Origin of the sequence: Streptomyces fulvoviolaceus (assembly GCF_000718165.1) — a bacterium.
In the GTDB taxonomy this organism is placed as follows: Bacteria; Actinomycetota; Actinomycetes; order Streptomycetales; family Streptomycetaceae; genus Streptomyces; species Streptomyces fulvoviolaceus.
This window is the reverse complement of the sequence record NZ_JOEY01000026.1, coordinates 56,262-70,624: the sequence shown is the minus strand read 5'-3', so window position 1 is coordinate 70,624 and position 14,363 is coordinate 56,262. Positions and strand designations below refer to the sequence as shown.

Sequence of the window (14,363 nt, the reverse complement as noted above, 5' to 3'; positions counted from 1 at the left end):
GTGAACGTGAGCGAGCAGCACACCTACCGGGTGATCGTCCGGGGCACCTGGGACGGCCTCACCGACGAGGCCCGCGCCCGGCTCCTCGCCGAGGCCGCCGACCACGGGATGACGAGCATGCGGTTCACCGAGGAGGGCACGCTGTCGTACGAGCCGGCGCCGCTGAAGCACTTCTCGATGCGGTACGTGGTGGTGTCGGACGCGGCCGACGGCGAGGAGATGGCGGGCGCGCTCGCGGAGGACCGCGCCGAGACGGCGCTGCGGGGGCTGGGCTACGGCTTCACGGGGCTGAGGTCGACGGTCACGGACCTCGACACGATGAAGATCAACTTCAAGCCCGCATCTCGGCGGTGATCGCCCACCGCTCGTGGTCCCGCCAGTCCCCGTCGATGTAGATCATCTTCGGGGAGAACCCCTCCAGCCGGAACCCGCAGCTCCGGGCGAGGGCGATCGAGGCGGTGTTGACGGGCTGCGCGTTGATCTCCAGCCGGTGCAGCCGCATCGGACCGAAGGCGTACCCCACCACGAGGTCCAGCCCCTCGCGCATCAGCCCGCGCCCGGCGGAGTGCGCGAAGGCGCCGTACCCGAGCGCGCCGCACCGGAAGCCGCCCTCGACGATGTTGTTGATGTTGATGAACCCGGCGATGGCCCCGTCACCCTGCTCGCCGTCCTTCTCGCACACCAGGAACCCCGCCTTGGTCGGGTCCTCGATCAGCCGGCTCGCGTACGCCGTGTACGCGTCGCCCCCGTCCGGCGGGAAGAGCCACGGCTGGTGCAGGTCCTTGCTCTCCCTGGCCCGGGCGGTGAACTCGGCACCGTCCTCGTAGGTGAAGTGACGTATGCCCACGCGGGGGCTCTCGGCGAGATAGCGGGAAGCGTTGTGCGGCATCCGGCCAGAATACGGCGTCCTAGCTGCGCCTCTTCATGAAATACGCCCCGCACAGCGCACCGATCACCGCGGTGGCGAGCAGCGCCATCCAGAGCGGCATCGTCACCTCGGGGATCAGCAGCCGGATCTTGGTCGCGCGGGTGTTCTCGAAGATGAAGATCAGGGCGAGGACGGCGAGCAGCACCACGATGATCCGTGCGGGCGTCACCGCCCCGCCCTTCGCACCGGCCTTGCCCCCGCTCTCAGAGGTCTTCGGACTCATATCCCCAGCATGGGCCCGAAGCCCCCGTCACGCACGGTGAGGCCTGCCCTCTGAGTGACCTAGCCGCCCGCCACCGGCAACTCCACCACCCCGGTGCTCCCCGGCGCGCTGACCACCGTGACCGGCTTGACGCCCCGGTTGCCGAAGTACGCGTCGTCGCTCGCGGCGACGACGAACTGCAGCCGGTGCCCCTTCTCGAAACGGTGGACGATGCCCGGGAGGGTCACGGTGAAGGGCTTGGCCACGTCGGGGACGCGGACCGGGGCCACGAGCCGGTGGGCGAGGGTCTTGGTGCCGTCGGGCGCGATGTCGTAGATCTTGGCGAAGAGGACGAGCTTGTCGGCGGCGTCGCCGGAGTTCTGGGTGCGCTCGGCCTTGGGGGAGGTCACCTTCAGGGTGGCCTTCGGGGCGCCGACGACATCGACCGTGCGCGTCAGTGGCTCGCTGGTCCAGCCGGCGTAGGTGCCCTTGGTGTCGTAGGGAGCCGGGTCGGGCAGGCCGATGATCCCGTACAGCGAGCTCTCCGAATGACTCGTGGAGACAAGCCAGTTGCTGTACGTCCGGCTGCCGCGCGTCACCTTCCTGCGGTTGTCGACGAGCTTGCCGTCGCCGGAGAGGTAGAGCTTCTGACTGAGCGCGGGGAGGCGGTCGGTGGTGGCGTACGTGTTGTTCGGGTCGGTGATCCAGTCGCGGTAGTAGGCGAAGGCCGGTCCCGTGTCGACGTTCTTCTGCTGGTGGAGGTAGCGGTCGAACCAGGCCAGGATCCGCCGGCCGACGTAGCTGGACTCCAAGTCGCCCTGGCCGAGGTTGAGTTCACCGGCCGCCGGGTCGGTGAGCCCGCCGCTGTGCCCCCAGGACTGCCAGATCATCTTCGTCCGGGTCCCCTGGGCTTTCAGCGTCTTGTACGTCGCCGTCGCCTCGTTGAGGTTGAAGAGGCTGTCGGCCTGGCCCTGGACCAGGAGCGTGGGTGCCTCGACCCGGCTCAGATAGGACACCGGCGAGACGCTGTGCGAGTAGTCGAGCAGCTCGGCCGTGCGGTCCGCCGGGTAGCTGCCGGAGTTGAGCGTGCGGACGGTGTCGCAGGCCTTGGTGACGAAGTGCAGGCAGCCGAGGGAGTTGATCCGGGACGGGTCGAGGTTCGGCAGCGTCAGCGGCTGGCTCTCGCCGATGAGGTAGAAGCCGTTGGCCCACTGCCACTTGAAGGCACCGGGGACGCTGCCCGCGGTGTTGTTGGGGTCGAGGGAGTAGGCGAGGTCGTTCCAGGTGATCATCGGCACGAGCGCGTCGACGCGGTGGTCGACGGCGGCCGTCGCCAGCTGGATGGCGCCGCCGTAGGAGCCGCCGATCATGCCGACGCGCGGGTCGCCGGGTCCGTCGAGGGTGACGAAGTCGGCCTTCGTCCCGTCGTCGGCGGCCCGCTTCCCGCCCAGGAAGTCGATCAGCGCGGAGGCCGCGGCACCGTCGATCGTGGGGTCGTCGAGCGAGATGAGGCAGCCGGTCCCGCCGAAGCCGAGCCCGGAGTAGGCGAGCGAGACATAGCCACGCTCGACGAGGGCCTTGGCGGTGGCGTCCGTCGAGCCGTCGGACTTGCTGCCGCCGAAGCCGTTGGTGGTGAGGACGGCGGGGGCACGGTCGACACCGGCGGGACGGTACAGGTCGGCGTCGATCGTGCAGGTACGGCCGCCGGTCTGCACGGTGAACTTCAGAGCGGTGACGGTGTATTGGCCGGTGGCGGTGGCGGGGGTGGCGAGTGTGGCACCGAGCAGGAGAGCGAGCGGGACGCTGTAACCGAGCACACGACGGGACACGAGACCTCCACACTGAGGACAACCCGACTTACCGACCGGTAAGTACCGGCCGGGAGTCATGGTGTGACACGTGTCAGAGGAGGTCAATCACCGTGACGGGTGTTTCTTGACGAAGGTTCAGCGCAGAACCGGTTCGTCGAGCGTCAACGTGCCCGCGTCGGCGTCGAGTTCGGCCATCACACCGAAAGGCACCGTCGACGCCCCTTCGCAGTGCCCGAAGCCGAACCCCTCGACGACGGGGACACCGAGGCCGCCGAGCCGGTCGACGAGAACCGGACGCAGCGCGTCGTACGGACCGCATCCGTCCCACGAGCCGAGTGCGATGCCCGTGACGCCGTCGAGCCATCCGGTGCGCAGCAGCTGGGTGAGCATTCTGTCGATGCGGTACGCCTGCTCGCCGACGTCCTCGACCAGCAGCAGGCCGCCCCGCGCGCCGGAGTGGGCGTGCGGTGTGCCGAGGTCGGAGGCGAGCATGCTCAGGCACCCGCCGAGGGTGATGCCCCGCGCCCGGCCGGGAACCAGCGCGGTGCCGCCGGAGGGGATGGTGCGGACCGACTCCGGAGCGAACAGCGTCGCCTTCAGATGCTCCTGCGCCCGTGCGTTCTTGATGAAGTCGACTCCCGCCGCGGCCGGCCCGTGCAGGGTGACCAGGCCCAGCCGCGTGGCGAACGCCTGGTGCAGCACCGTGATGTCACTGAAGCCGACGAACACCTTCGGTCCGGCGGCCCGCATCGCCTCCCAGTCGAGCAGATCGACCATCCGCTGTGCCCCGTACCCGCCGCGGGCGCACAGCACCGCGTCCACGGACGGGTCGCACCACGCATTCTGCAGATCGGCCGCCCGGTCCGCGTCCGCGCCCGCCAGATAGCCCAACTCACCGTGCCGGTCCAGCACATGGGGTCCCACCACCGGGTCGAGGTCCCAGCCGCGCAGCACGTCCAGTCCGGCCTGGAGGCGTTCCTCCAGCACCGGCCCCGAAGGCGCTACGACGGCCACGCGGGCGCCGACGGCGAGTCTGGACGGCCTGACGAGTTCCTTCACTTGACGAGCTCCAATGTCGGGACGCCGGGCGGGTTCAGCCCGAAGACCTGGGCGTACAGGGAGAGTTCGGACTCCAGGGCCCGGATCATCGTCTCCGCCCGCCGGAACCCGTGCCCCTCCCCCTCGAAAGCGATGTACGCGTGCGACACCCGCCGCCCCGCCATCCGGGCCAGGAACCGCTCGCACTGCGCGGGCGGGCAGATCACGTCGTCCAGGCCCTGCAACAGCAGGAAGGGCGCGGTGATCCGGTCGGCGTGCTCGACGGGCGACCGCTCGGCGTACCGCGCGGGCACCTCGGCGAGCGGTCCGACCAGGGTCTCCAGGTACTGCGACTCGAAGTCGTGGGTCTCCCCCGTGCCCCATCCGGCCAGGTCGAGGATCGGGTAGATGATCGTGCCGCAGGCGTAGACGTCAGTGGTGGTGAGGGAGGCGGCCGCGGTCCAGCCGCCCGCGCTGCCGCCGCGGATCGCGAGCCGGTCGCGGTCGGCGGTGCCCTCTTCGGCGAGGGCCAGCGCCACGGCCGCGCAGTCCTCGACGTCGACGACGCCCCACTGCTCGCGCAGCCGGTTCCGGTACTCCCGGCCGTACCCGGTCGAGCCGCCGTAGTTGACCTCGGCGACCCCGATGCCTCGCGAGGTGAAGTAGGCGATGGCGAGGTCGAGCACCAGGGGCGCGTGCCCTGTCGGTCCGCCGTGTGCCCAGACGACGTACGGCGGCAGCTCGTCGTCGGGCGCGACGCAGGCGGGGTGGTGGGGCGGGTAGATGTGCGCGTGGATCTCGCGGCCGTCCGGTCCGGTGAACGTGCGGATCTGGGGCTCGGGGTAGTGAGCGGGGTCCACCGGGTCGTCGTGCGGGGCGCCGATCACCCGGGCCCGGCCGGTGCGGGCGTCCAGCTCCACCACCTCGTAGGCGGTGCGCGGGCTGGCCCCGACGGCCACGACCCGGTCGCCGTACACCGCGAGGGTGGGCGCGAACTCGGTCCAGGGGCCCGCCGCGTCGACGAGTTCGCCGGTCTCGGGGTCCAGTAGCCCGAGCGCGGTGGAGCCGCGACCGTGCACGACCGCGATCAGACCGCTGTCCAGCGGGGCGAACCAGCGGTACCCGAGCTTCCACAGGGCGCCGCCGAACTCCTCCTCGCGCGGGCACAGCGCTTCCCCGTCGCGGTACAGGTTCCACCAGCCCGTACGGTCGCTCGCGTACAGCAGGCGGCCGTCCGGCGACCAGTCCGCCTGGGCGATGGACTCCTCCGGTCCGCCGGCCACGGTGCGCGGCTCCCCGAGCGTGGCGTCGTCGCCGACCTCGGCGACGACCAGTTCGGTCCCGTCCCACGGCATGCGCGGATGGTCCCAGGCGAGCCAGGCCGCGCGCGTCCCGTCGGGCGAGACACGGGGGCCGGTGACGAACCGGTGCCGGTCGTCGGTGAGTTCGCGCACGGCGTCCCGGTCCTGGGCCGCCGAGCCGTCCAGCGGTACCGCGGCGAGGACCCGCCGTACGTCGGTGGGCCCGTCGCCGGTGAACTCCTCGAGGACGCACCACACTTCACCCAGTTCGGGGCGCACCTGCGGGTCGGCCCAGCGCAGTCCGCCGCCCACCAGGGACACAGGGGTCAACGGCTGGGGCGCACCGCCCGGTTCGTACCGGTACAGCCGCTGGTCGGCGAAGTTCACGAACACCACGAGCGGTCCGCCGCCCGTCGGGGCGCCGGCCCAGGGCTGTCCGCCGTACTCGACGACCCGGCTGCGCACGTTCCACGGCGCGGGCAGCACCGACTCCTCGGTGCCGTCGGCGCGCCGCCGGACGAGGGTGCGCCGGCCGCCCTCGGTGGGGCGCGGCTCGGTCCACCACGCCTCGTCGCCGACGAAACCCACCCACTCGGGATGCCCGTCGTGCGCGGCGGCGAGCGCCGCGTCGATGGGCGAGGGCCACGAACCGTACGCCAGCGTGTGCACGTTCTCCCCCAACTCCCCTAGACCGTCCGCAGGAAACGGTCGAGGACGCGAACGCCGAAGTGGAGTGCCTCGACCGGGACGCGTTCGTCGACTCCGTGGAACATGGCCTGGTAGTCGTAGCCCTCCGGGAGCCTCAGCGGTGTGAAGCCGTACCCGGTGATGCCGAGGCGCGAGAACTGCTTGGCGTCCGTGCCGCCGGACATGCAGTACGGCACCACGTGCCCCTCGGGCGCGAACTCCTCGACGGCGGCACGCATCTTCGCGTACGTCGGCGAGTCGACCGGTGCCTGGAGGGCCACCTCACGGTGGTGGAACTCCCACTCCACGTCGGGTCCGGTGAGCCGGTCAAGGGTCGTGCGGAACTCGTCCTCGCCGCCGGGCAGATACCGTCCGTCGACGTGGGCCACGGCCTCCCCCGGAATCACGTTGATCTTGTAACCGGCGTCCAGCATGGTCGGGTTGGCGCTGTTGCGCACGGTCGCCTCGACCAGCTTGGCCGCCGGACCGAGCTTCTCCAGCAGCGCGTCCACGTCGCGCAGGTCGGTCTCGATGCCGTACAGGGCGGCGAGTTCCGTGAGGGCCGCGCGCACGGTCGGGGTCAGGCGGAGCGGCCACTCGTGCTCGCCGATCCGGGTGATCGCGGCGGCGAGGCGGGTGACCGCGTTCTCCTTGTTCACCTTGGAGCCGTGCCCGGCCCGGCCGCGCGCGGTCAACTTCAGCCAGCCCGTGCCGCGTTCACCGGCCGCGATCGGGTAGATCTGGCGCCCGCCGCCGTCGTGGAAGGTGAACGCCCCGGACTCGCTGACGCCCTCCGTGCAGCCCTCGAAAAGCCCCGGGTGCTCGTCGGCGAGGAATCCGGAGCCGTCCTCGGCGCTCGCCTCCTCGTCGGCGGTGAACGCGATGACGAGGTCGCGCCGGGGCCGGAAGCCTTCGCGTGCCCAGGCCCGCACCACCGCCAGGATCATCGCGTCCATGTTCTTCATGTCGACCGCGCCACGGCCCCAGACGACCCCGTCCCGGACCTCTCCCGAGAAGGGGTGCACGCTCCAGTCCCGCGCCTCGGCGGGCACCACGTCCAGATGACCGTGGACGAGCAGCGGGTCCGCCGACGGGTCGGTGCCCTCGATACGGGCGACGACGTTCGTACGGCCCTTGGTGCGCTCCAGGAGGGTGGGCTCCAGACCCGCCCCGGCCAGCCGTGCGGCGGCGTACTCGGCGGCCGGGCGCTCCTGGCAGTCGCCGCCGCTGCGGTTGGTGGTGTCGATGCGAATGAGATCGGAGGTGAACTCGACGACCTCGTCCAGGGCCTGCTGGTCAGCCATACTGCTCCTCCACTGCGGCCGAGACGACGGTGGTGACGGCCTTGAAGGTGCGGATCCCCTCGTACATGGTGTCGCTGGTGTACGCCACCTTGCGCGCGCCGATCCGGTCCACGCCCGGCACGACGGTGGCGGCCATCGTGAGGTGCTCGGCGTCGAACTCCAGCGCCACGGTGAACGGGCCTGCCTCAACCGGTTCATGACGGACCGCCAGCTGCGCGGCCTCCTTGGCGGCGGCGCGGATGTCGGCCGCGGTCCTGACCGGTGTACGGCACACGGCCGCGTACCGCGAGACGTGGTCCTTGACCGCGACCTTCAACGCCTCCGGGGCGTACCCGAGCGCGTCCTCGCAGGCCACGTCGTCGCCGGTGACGAGGACGACGGGGACGCCGTACTCGGCCACCACGTGGGCGTTGAGCAGCCCCTCGCTGGCCGGTACGTCGTTCAGCCACACCCCGGTGATGGAGTTGGCGAGGTAGGTGTGCGCGAGGACGCCTTCCATACCGGCGCCGGCGTGGTAGCCGAGGAAGGCGATGCCGTCGACGTCCCCGTGCTGCACGCCCTCCACCATGGACAGGGACTTGTGCCGCCCGGTGAGCATCTGCGCTCGTTCGTCGAGCTGCTCCAGCAGCAGGTTGCGCATGGTCGAGTGCGCCTCGTTGATGAGCACCTCGTCCGCGCCGCCGTCGAAGAAACCCAGCACGGCGGCATTGACGTCCGAGGTGAACAGCGAGCGGCACCGCTCCCACTGGGACGCCCCCGGCATCACGTCGTCCGGCCATGTCACGCCCGTGGCGCCTTCCATGTCGGCGCTGATGAGGATCTTCATGCTCCGTCACGTTACGCGGTCACCTCACACGTCGGAGAGGTTTACGTCGCCAGGAAACGGTGAGGCGATGGCAATGCCGCTCACCCCTGCCACACAGGCAACTCCTAGAAGACGCGTATCCTCCTCCGCGGGTTCCATCCGTTCCGGGCTAGGAGAAGAGTGAGCGAGACAACACAGACGGCACGGCTGAGCAACGCGATACCCGCGCCACGGACCGCACCCGGGCGGCCCAAGCAGCGCGACTCGTTCTTCGACAACGCCAAGTACCTGGCGATCGTGCTGGTCGCGATGGGACACGCGTGGGAGCCACTGCGCTCCGAGAGCCGCGCCGTCACCGCGATCTACATGATCGTCTACGCCTTCCACATGCCGGCGTTCATCGTCGTCTCCGGCTACTTCTCGCGGAGCTTCGACGCGAGCCCGGAGAAGATCAAGCGCCTGATCACCGGCATTGCCATCCCTTATGTCGCGTTCGAGACGGCGTACACCTTTTTCACCCGGTGGACCGACGGCGAACCGGACCGGGCGATCAGTCTGCTGGACCCGCTGTACCTGACGTGGTTCCTGGCCGCGCTGTTCATCTGGCGGCTGACCACCCCCATCTGGAAGAGCGTGCGCTGGCCGCTGCCGATCGCCCTGGCCGTGGCGGCGCTGGCGAGCATGACGCCGTCCATCGGCAAGGACCTCGATCTGCAGCGCGCGCTGCAGTTCCTGCCGTACTTCGTGCTGGGCCTGTGCCTGCGGCCGGAGCACTTCCGGCTGGTGCGCCAGTGGCGGGTGCGCATCCTGGCCGTGCCGGTCTTCGCGCTCGCGCTCGTGTTCTCGTACTGGGCGGTCCCGCGGATGGACTACGCCTGGTTCTTCCACCGCACGAGCGCCGAGACGTTCGGTGTGCCCGCCTGGTACGGGCCGCTCATGACGCTGGCCCTCTTCGGCTGCTCCCTGGTCCTGGTCGCCTGCTTCCTCTCCTGGGTGCCCGGGCGGCGGATGTGGTTCACCGCACTGGGTGCGGGCACGCTCTACGGCTACCTGCTGCACGGCTTCGTCGTCCAGGCCGCCAACCACTGGCACTGGTCCCAGCACGACTGGCCCCACACGCCGCTCGGCGCGATCGGCGTCAGTGTCGTCGCCGCCACGGTCGTGACCGTGCTGTGCACCGCGCCCGTGCGGCGGGTCTTCCGGGGTGTGATGGAGCCGAGGATGGCGTGGGCGTTCCGCCCTGTTTCGTCCGGTAGCTCGGCACCCGGGCGGTCCGTGCGGGCGTGAGGGTCGCGGACGCGCCGGGAACCGGAAGGTGGGGCACCGTCACCGCTCCCCCGCCCTGACCAGCCCGGTCTCGTACGCCAGCACCACCAGTTGGGCCCGGTCCCGTGCCCCGAGCTTGGTCATCGCCCGGCTCACATGGGTCTTCGCGGTCAGCGGGCTCATGCGCAGGTCCCGGCCGATCTCCTCGTTGCTCAGACCGGCCGCGACCAGCGTCAGCACCTCCCGCTCCCGCCCGGTGAGCACCGCCAGCCGCTCGGCGCCCGCCGCCTCGGGGCTCTTGAGCCGGGCGAACTCCTCGACCACCGCGCGGGTGACGGCCGGTGCGAGGAGCCCCTGTCCGGCGGCGACCGTGCGGATCGCCGCCCGCAGGTCGTCCGGCTCGATGTCCTTGAGCAGGAAGCCCGCGGCGCCGTGCCGCAGCGCCTCGAAGACGTACGCGTCGATCTCGTACGTGGTGAGCACCACCACGCGTACGACGTCCAGCGCCGGGTCGGCGGCGATACGCCGGATGGCCTCGAGACCGTCGACGCCGGGCATACGGACGTCCATCAGGACGACGTCGGGGCGGGTCAGCCGTACCGCCTCGACGGCCTGCGCCCCGTCGGCGGCCTCCGCGACCACGACCAGGTCGTCGGTCAGGTCCAACAGGGCGCGAAAGCCCGCCCGTACGGCGGTCTGGTCGTCCGCCAGCACCACGCGCACGGTCATGGCCGCGCCCCCGCGTTCCCCTCGGCACGTATGGTCACGCCCGCGCCCCCGTCGGCCGGGAGCACCGCCCGCACCCGGAAGCCCCCGCCGGACACCGGCCCGCAGTCGATCCCACCCCCGGCGGCCGCCGCGCGTTCCCGCATCCCGATCAGCCCGAAACCGTCCTTGCCCATCGCGGAGGGCAGGCCGTCGTCGACGACCTCCACCGCGAGCACGCCGTCCTGCCGGACCACGGACACCGTGGCGTGCCGGGCTCCGGAGTGCCTGACGACGTTCGTCAGCGCCTCCTGCACGATGCGGTACGCGGCCAGTTCCACCACCGAGGCCAGCCCGTCCGCCGCCCCCTCCCGCCGGAGTGTGATCTCGACTCCGCCGCCCTCGAACCGCTCGACCAGCTGCGGGAGTTGCCCCATCCCCGGCATGGGCTCCACCGGGTCGCCGTCCCCGTCGCGCAGCACTCCGACCGTGGCCCGCAGCTCCCGCACCGCCCCCTTGCCCGAGTCCCGCACCTGCCGCATCGCCTCCCGGGCCGTCTCGGGCCGCACGTCGAACGCGTCCAGCGCCACGCCCGCCTGCACGGTCATCGCCGTCACCGTGTGCGCGACGACGTCATGCAGCTCGCGGGCGATCCGCACCCGTTCCTCTCGCACCCGGCGCGCCGTCTCCCGCTCCCGGTCCTGCTCGGCACGGGCGGCGCGGGCGGCGTACTCGTCGAGCAACTGCCCTCGCGTGCGCACCACTTCGCCGAGCAGCAGCGGAACCAGCGGCCACAGCATCTCCAGCACCGGCAGCCCCTGGGGGTTCACCACCTCGTTGCCCACCCACAGCGCGACCGCGCCCGAGGTCAGCGAGGCGACCAGACCGGTCCGCAGGGTTCGGCGCCGGTTCCCCTGCACGGCGAGCGTGTACAGCGCCACGATCACCGGCAGGTTCAGCAGCTCCCCGATGTGCCCGTACAGCGCCCAGCCCCCGCACGCGGCACCGGTCACCACCGCGACCGGCACCGGCCGGCGCCGCCGCCCCAGCAGAGCGAGCAGCGAGAGGGCCAGCAGCAGCCAGGTGAACCAGTCCGCCTGCCGGTACTGCGGCTCGTTCACCGCCGCGTCCGGTCCGGTGAACATGCCGACGACGACCACCACGAGGGCGTCCACGGCGCGTGGAGGCAGCGCGCGCAGACGGCCTGTCAGGCGCTGACGTGCGTGCTTGCCCGGACGATCGCTCAGCCGGTCGAAGGTCGTCACCTCCACACCGTACGAGCGCCCCTGCCCGGCCGCATACGACAGCGGGAGTATGCCGTCGCGTGCGGCCTCACGTCCCGTGGATGCGGTCGACGAGGATGTCGATGACCAGCGGTGTGCGCGGCCCGAAGCTCAGCAGGACGCCGTCCTCCAGGGTGACGATCCTGCGGTTCATGCCGGCCGGGGTCTCACGGATGCCGGGGATCTCGACGAGGCCGTCGACACCGCCCACCGACTCGAGTCCCTTGTCCATCATGAGGATCACGTCGGGCCGGGCCGTGACGAGGGCCTCGCTGGTGAGCGGCGTGAAGGGTCTGTCCAGGCCCGCCTCGACGCCCGCGTCGACCGCGCCCGCGGCCTCGATCAGCGAGTCGGCGCCCGACCCCTTGCCGCCCATGAGGTAGACGGCCGCGCTGCCGCGCATGTACAGGAAGGCCACTTTCGGCTTGCTGCCCTTCGGCACGGCCGCCCGGGCCGCCGCGAGTTCCTTGTCGATACGGCTGTTGAGGGCTTTGCCCGCCGCGGAAACGCCGAGGGCTTCGGCGATGCGGGTGGTGCGGGTGGAGACGTCGGCCAGTTTCGTCGCCGGGTCGAGGACGACGACCGGGATGCCGGCATCGCGGATCTGCTCGACGGCCTCCTTCGGGCCGGTGTCGGTGTCGGCGAGCACCACCGTGGGCCTGAGCGACAGCACGCTCTCCGCGCTGACGTCGTGCGCCTTGGTGACCTGCGGGAGCTTCTTCGCCTCGGCGAAGGTGGCGGTGATGTCCCGGCCGACGACCCGGTCGCCGAGCCCCAGCGTGAACACGATCTCGGCGACGCCGCCGTTGAGCGGCAGGATGCGCGAGGCGTCCTTCACGGTCACCCTGCGCCCGTCGGAGGAGTCGACGGTGACCGGCAACTCCGGTGCGGGCGCCTTCCCTTCGAGGGGGACGAGGGTGTTCTTGGCGAGCTGTTTCTCGGCCGTGGCCGCCCGTTCGCTCGCGGAGGCGGGGGACGCGTCCGCCGCCGAGGAGGACGCGGAGGTGCCGCCGGCGCAGGCGCCCGTCAGCAGCGCGAGGGCCAGCGTCAGGGGGACGAGCGGTCTTCCGGGGATACGCATCGCTCAGCCTTTCGAATCTCCTGGGTCTCATACAGTTGATCAATAGCTTAGGTTAGGTTTACCTTATTAACCACTGGTGGGGGTGTTGCCATGAATGGGGCAAGCAGCCTGCGTGGCAGGCGAGTTGGCTGGTCTGCCGCGGTTGCGGCGATCCTTCTGACTCTTCCGACGGCGTCGCCCGCGGCAGCCGCGGGGACCTCGGCGACGGGACCCGAGGGGCAGAAACTCACCGTTTCCCAGGCCTCCGGCCTCGACCCGGCGGGCGAGACGGTGACCGTGTCCGGCTCGGGCTACAACACCGAGAAGGGCATCTACGTCGCCTTCTGCGTGGACAACGGCGCCGGGAAGACGCCCACGCCGTGCGTCGGCGGCGTCGACATGTCCGGCGAGTCAGGGGCATCCGTGTGGGTCTCCTCCAACCCGCCGTCGTACGGCGAGGGACTGGCGAAGCCCTACGGCGGCAGCGGGCACAAGGGCACGTTCAGCGTGCGGGTCAAAGTGCGCGCGAAGGACGCGAACACCGACTGCACGAAGTCCGGCGTCACCTGCGCGGTGATCACCCGCAACGACCACACACGCGGCGGGGACCAGACCCAGACGGTCCGCATCCCGGTGACGTTCACGGGGAGCGGCGGGAGTTCGTCGAGCGACGACAACGCCTCGACGACGCCGAGCGCGACCGCGGGGGCGAGCACGACCGGCGGCACCACGGGCGATTCCGGCTCCGGCTCCGACACGACATCGGACGGGCCACTGGCCAGCACCGGCTCCGCCGCCCTGACGATCGGGCTCACCGCGGCCGGGCTGGTCGCGGCCGGCACCGGCACCTGGTTCTGGGCGCGGCGGCGCCGGACCGGACGGGCGGCGTGAGGGCCGACCGACCCCGAAGGAACCTCATATCCCAGAGGGAGAACTGAAGATGGCGAAGAGACCCGGCGCCGCCGCCTTGGCGGGCGGCACCCTGCTCGCGCTGCTGAGCCCGGGCGCGGCGGCCGCGCAGGACGGGGAGTCGTTCCCACGCGCGGTGTCCGGCGGGTACGCGAGCTGGACGACGACGGACGCCGAGCTGACCGACCGCGGCGTGTCGGTCGACGTCGCCGAACCCGCCGTACGGGGACCCGCGGACCGCGCCTGGTTCCCGGCCACGGGCGGTGGCACGGACCCCGAAACCGGCGACGCGGAGGTCGAGTTGGCGGGCACCGCCCAACTCACCGGGCCCGCACAGCCATTGCCCCTCGGCGGGCTGCGACTGGAGCTGGCGGGCAGCTCGGGCTCGCTCTCCACGCGTACGGTCATCGACGGCACGGCTCGTGAACTGGCCCTGGCCGACGTGGCATTGGGCGACGCCACCCTCGCCGTACGCGCGAGTGGCGTGACATGGACCGGCCTGCGGGCCTCGCTCACGGACGAGGGCGCGCGCCTGCTGTCCGAGTGGAGCGGGCAGGAGTTCGCGGCGGGTGACGCACTGGGCCTGTTCGACCTGACGGTGGGCACCGGGGGCGGCGAGACGCCCGAGGTCCCCGCGCGGCCCGAGGAGACACCGCAGCCGTCCCCGAGCGCCGCGACCCCGGAGAAACAGCAGCAGGCGGCCCTCTCTGCAGCCGTGGCCCACGCCGGTCTGGCGGCGGGCGGCGAACAGGCGGTCACCGGCGCGGGGTTCGAGCCCGGCGAGGTGGTGCTCGTCTCGATCGACGAGGACACCCGGTACCAGACGGTGGCCGACGAGGAGGGCCGGGTCTCCCGGACGTTCCCGGTGTACGCGACGGCGGCCGACGGCGCGCACACGGTGGAGCTGTACGCCGCGACGGGCGGGCGCCGGGCCGTCACGCAGTTCGAGGTCATGGCCTCGGACTGATCGAGTGTGTTAGCAGGGGCAAATCCGCAGCGAGGAGCGGGCCGCACGGTCCGCTCCTCGGATGCCCAATTCCCTTGAGCTTACTGGGAGTTGGGAG

At 71.4% G+C, this 14,363-nt stretch carries 14 protein-coding genes; 4 read left to right on the top strand and 10 right to left on the bottom strand.

What is annotated here, in order from left to right:
* Positions 1-6 precede the first annotated feature (6 nt).
* The gene (locus tag IG08_RS0127410) at positions 7-354 is read left to right on the top strand and encodes a DUF6204 family protein (protein ID WP_030607813.1); all 348 of its coding nucleotides are present in this window, start codon (positions 7-9) and stop codon (positions 352-354) included.
* On the opposite strand, the gene IG08_RS0127405 is transcribed toward IG08_RS0127410, so the two are convergent.
* The 7 genes from IG08_RS0127405 to IG08_RS0127375 all read right to left on the bottom strand — a co-directional run bounded on the left by IG08_RS0127405 (position 332) and on the right by IG08_RS0127375 (position 8,097).
* On the bottom strand, positions 332-889 hold the full coding sequence (locus IG08_RS0127405; protein ID WP_030607810.1) for a GNAT family N-acetyltransferase: 558 nt from the start codon (positions 887-889) through the stop codon (positions 332-334). The genes IG08_RS0127410 and IG08_RS0127405 overlap by 23 nt on opposite strands.
* A gap of 19 nt (positions 890-908) precedes the next feature.
* Positions 909-1,151, bottom strand: coding sequence for a LapA family protein (locus IG08_RS0127400; protein WP_030607808.1), 243 nt, complete (start codon positions 1,149-1,151; stop codon positions 909-911).
* 59 nt (positions 1,152-1,210) lie between these two features.
* Complete coding sequence (locus IG08_RS0127395) at positions 1,211-2,959, bottom strand: CocE/NonD family hydrolase (protein ID WP_030607805.1); 1,749 nt, start codon at positions 2,957-2,959, stop codon at positions 1,211-1,213.
* 117 nt (positions 2,960-3,076) lie between these two features.
* Positions 3,077-4,000, bottom strand: a complete 924-nt coding sequence (locus tag IG08_RS0127390) for a S66 peptidase family protein (protein WP_030607802.1) — start codon at positions 3,998-4,000, stop codon at positions 3,077-3,079.
* Positions 3,997-5,949, bottom strand: a complete 1,953-nt coding sequence (locus IG08_RS0127385; RefSeq protein ID WP_030607800.1) for an LpqB family beta-propeller domain-containing protein — start codon at positions 5,947-5,949, stop codon at positions 3,997-3,999. Before IG08_RS0127385 ends, IG08_RS0127390 begins: the two co-directional genes overlap by 4 nt.
* Positions 5,950-5,966: 17 nt before the next feature.
* On the bottom strand, positions 5,967-7,271 hold the full coding sequence (locus tag IG08_RS0127380) for a M20/M25/M40 family metallo-hydrolase (RefSeq protein WP_030607798.1): 1,305 nt from the start codon (positions 7,269-7,271) through the stop codon (positions 5,967-5,969).
* Complete coding sequence (locus tag IG08_RS0127375; RefSeq protein WP_030607795.1) at positions 7,264-8,097, bottom strand: M55 family metallopeptidase; 834 nt, start codon at positions 8,095-8,097, stop codon at positions 7,264-7,266. The genes IG08_RS0127380 and IG08_RS0127375 overlap by 8 nt, the downstream gene beginning before the upstream one ends.
* 159 nt (positions 8,098-8,256) lie before the next feature.
* On the opposite strand from IG08_RS0127375, the gene IG08_RS0127370 reads away from it, so the two are divergent.
* Entirely contained in the window at positions 8,257-9,363 is a 1,107-nt protein-coding gene (locus tag IG08_RS0127370) for an acyltransferase family protein (protein ID WP_030607792.1), read from the top strand.
* A gap of 39 nt (positions 9,364-9,402) precedes the next feature.
* On the opposite strand, the gene IG08_RS0127365 is transcribed toward IG08_RS0127370, so the two are convergent.
* The 3 genes from IG08_RS0127365 to IG08_RS0127355 form a co-directional block, all read right to left on the bottom strand.
* A complete protein-coding gene (locus IG08_RS0127365) occupies positions 9,403-10,071 on the bottom strand; it encodes a response regulator (RefSeq protein WP_030607789.1) in 669 nt (222 codons plus the stop codon).
* Positions 10,068-11,312, bottom strand: coding sequence for a sensor histidine kinase (locus IG08_RS0127360; protein WP_234342986.1), 1,245 nt, complete (start codon positions 11,310-11,312; stop codon positions 10,068-10,070). The genes IG08_RS0127365 and IG08_RS0127360 overlap by 4 nt, the downstream gene beginning before the upstream one ends.
* 67 nt (positions 11,313-11,379) lie before the next feature.
* Positions 11,380-12,411: a heme/hemin ABC transporter substrate-binding protein gene (locus tag IG08_RS0127355; protein WP_030607784.1), complete on the bottom strand. Its 1,032-nt coding sequence runs from the start codon at positions 12,409-12,411 to the stop codon at positions 11,380-11,382.
* A gap of 90 nt (positions 12,412-12,501) precedes the next feature.
* On the opposite strand from IG08_RS0127355, the gene IG08_RS0127350 reads away from it, so the two are divergent.
* Both IG08_RS0127350 and IG08_RS0127345 read left to right on the top strand, forming a co-directional pair.
* Complete coding sequence (locus tag IG08_RS0127350; RefSeq protein WP_043455307.1) at positions 12,502-13,281, top strand: LPXTG cell wall anchor domain-containing protein; 780 nt, start codon at positions 12,502-12,504, stop codon at positions 13,279-13,281.
* 49 nt (positions 13,282-13,330) lie between these two features.
* The gene (locus IG08_RS0127345; RefSeq protein ID WP_030607777.1) at positions 13,331-14,266 is read left to right on the top strand and encodes an HtaA domain-containing protein; all 936 of its coding nucleotides are present in this window, start codon (positions 13,331-13,333) and stop codon (positions 14,264-14,266) included.
* The last annotated feature ends 97 nt before the right edge of the window (positions 14,267-14,363 follow it).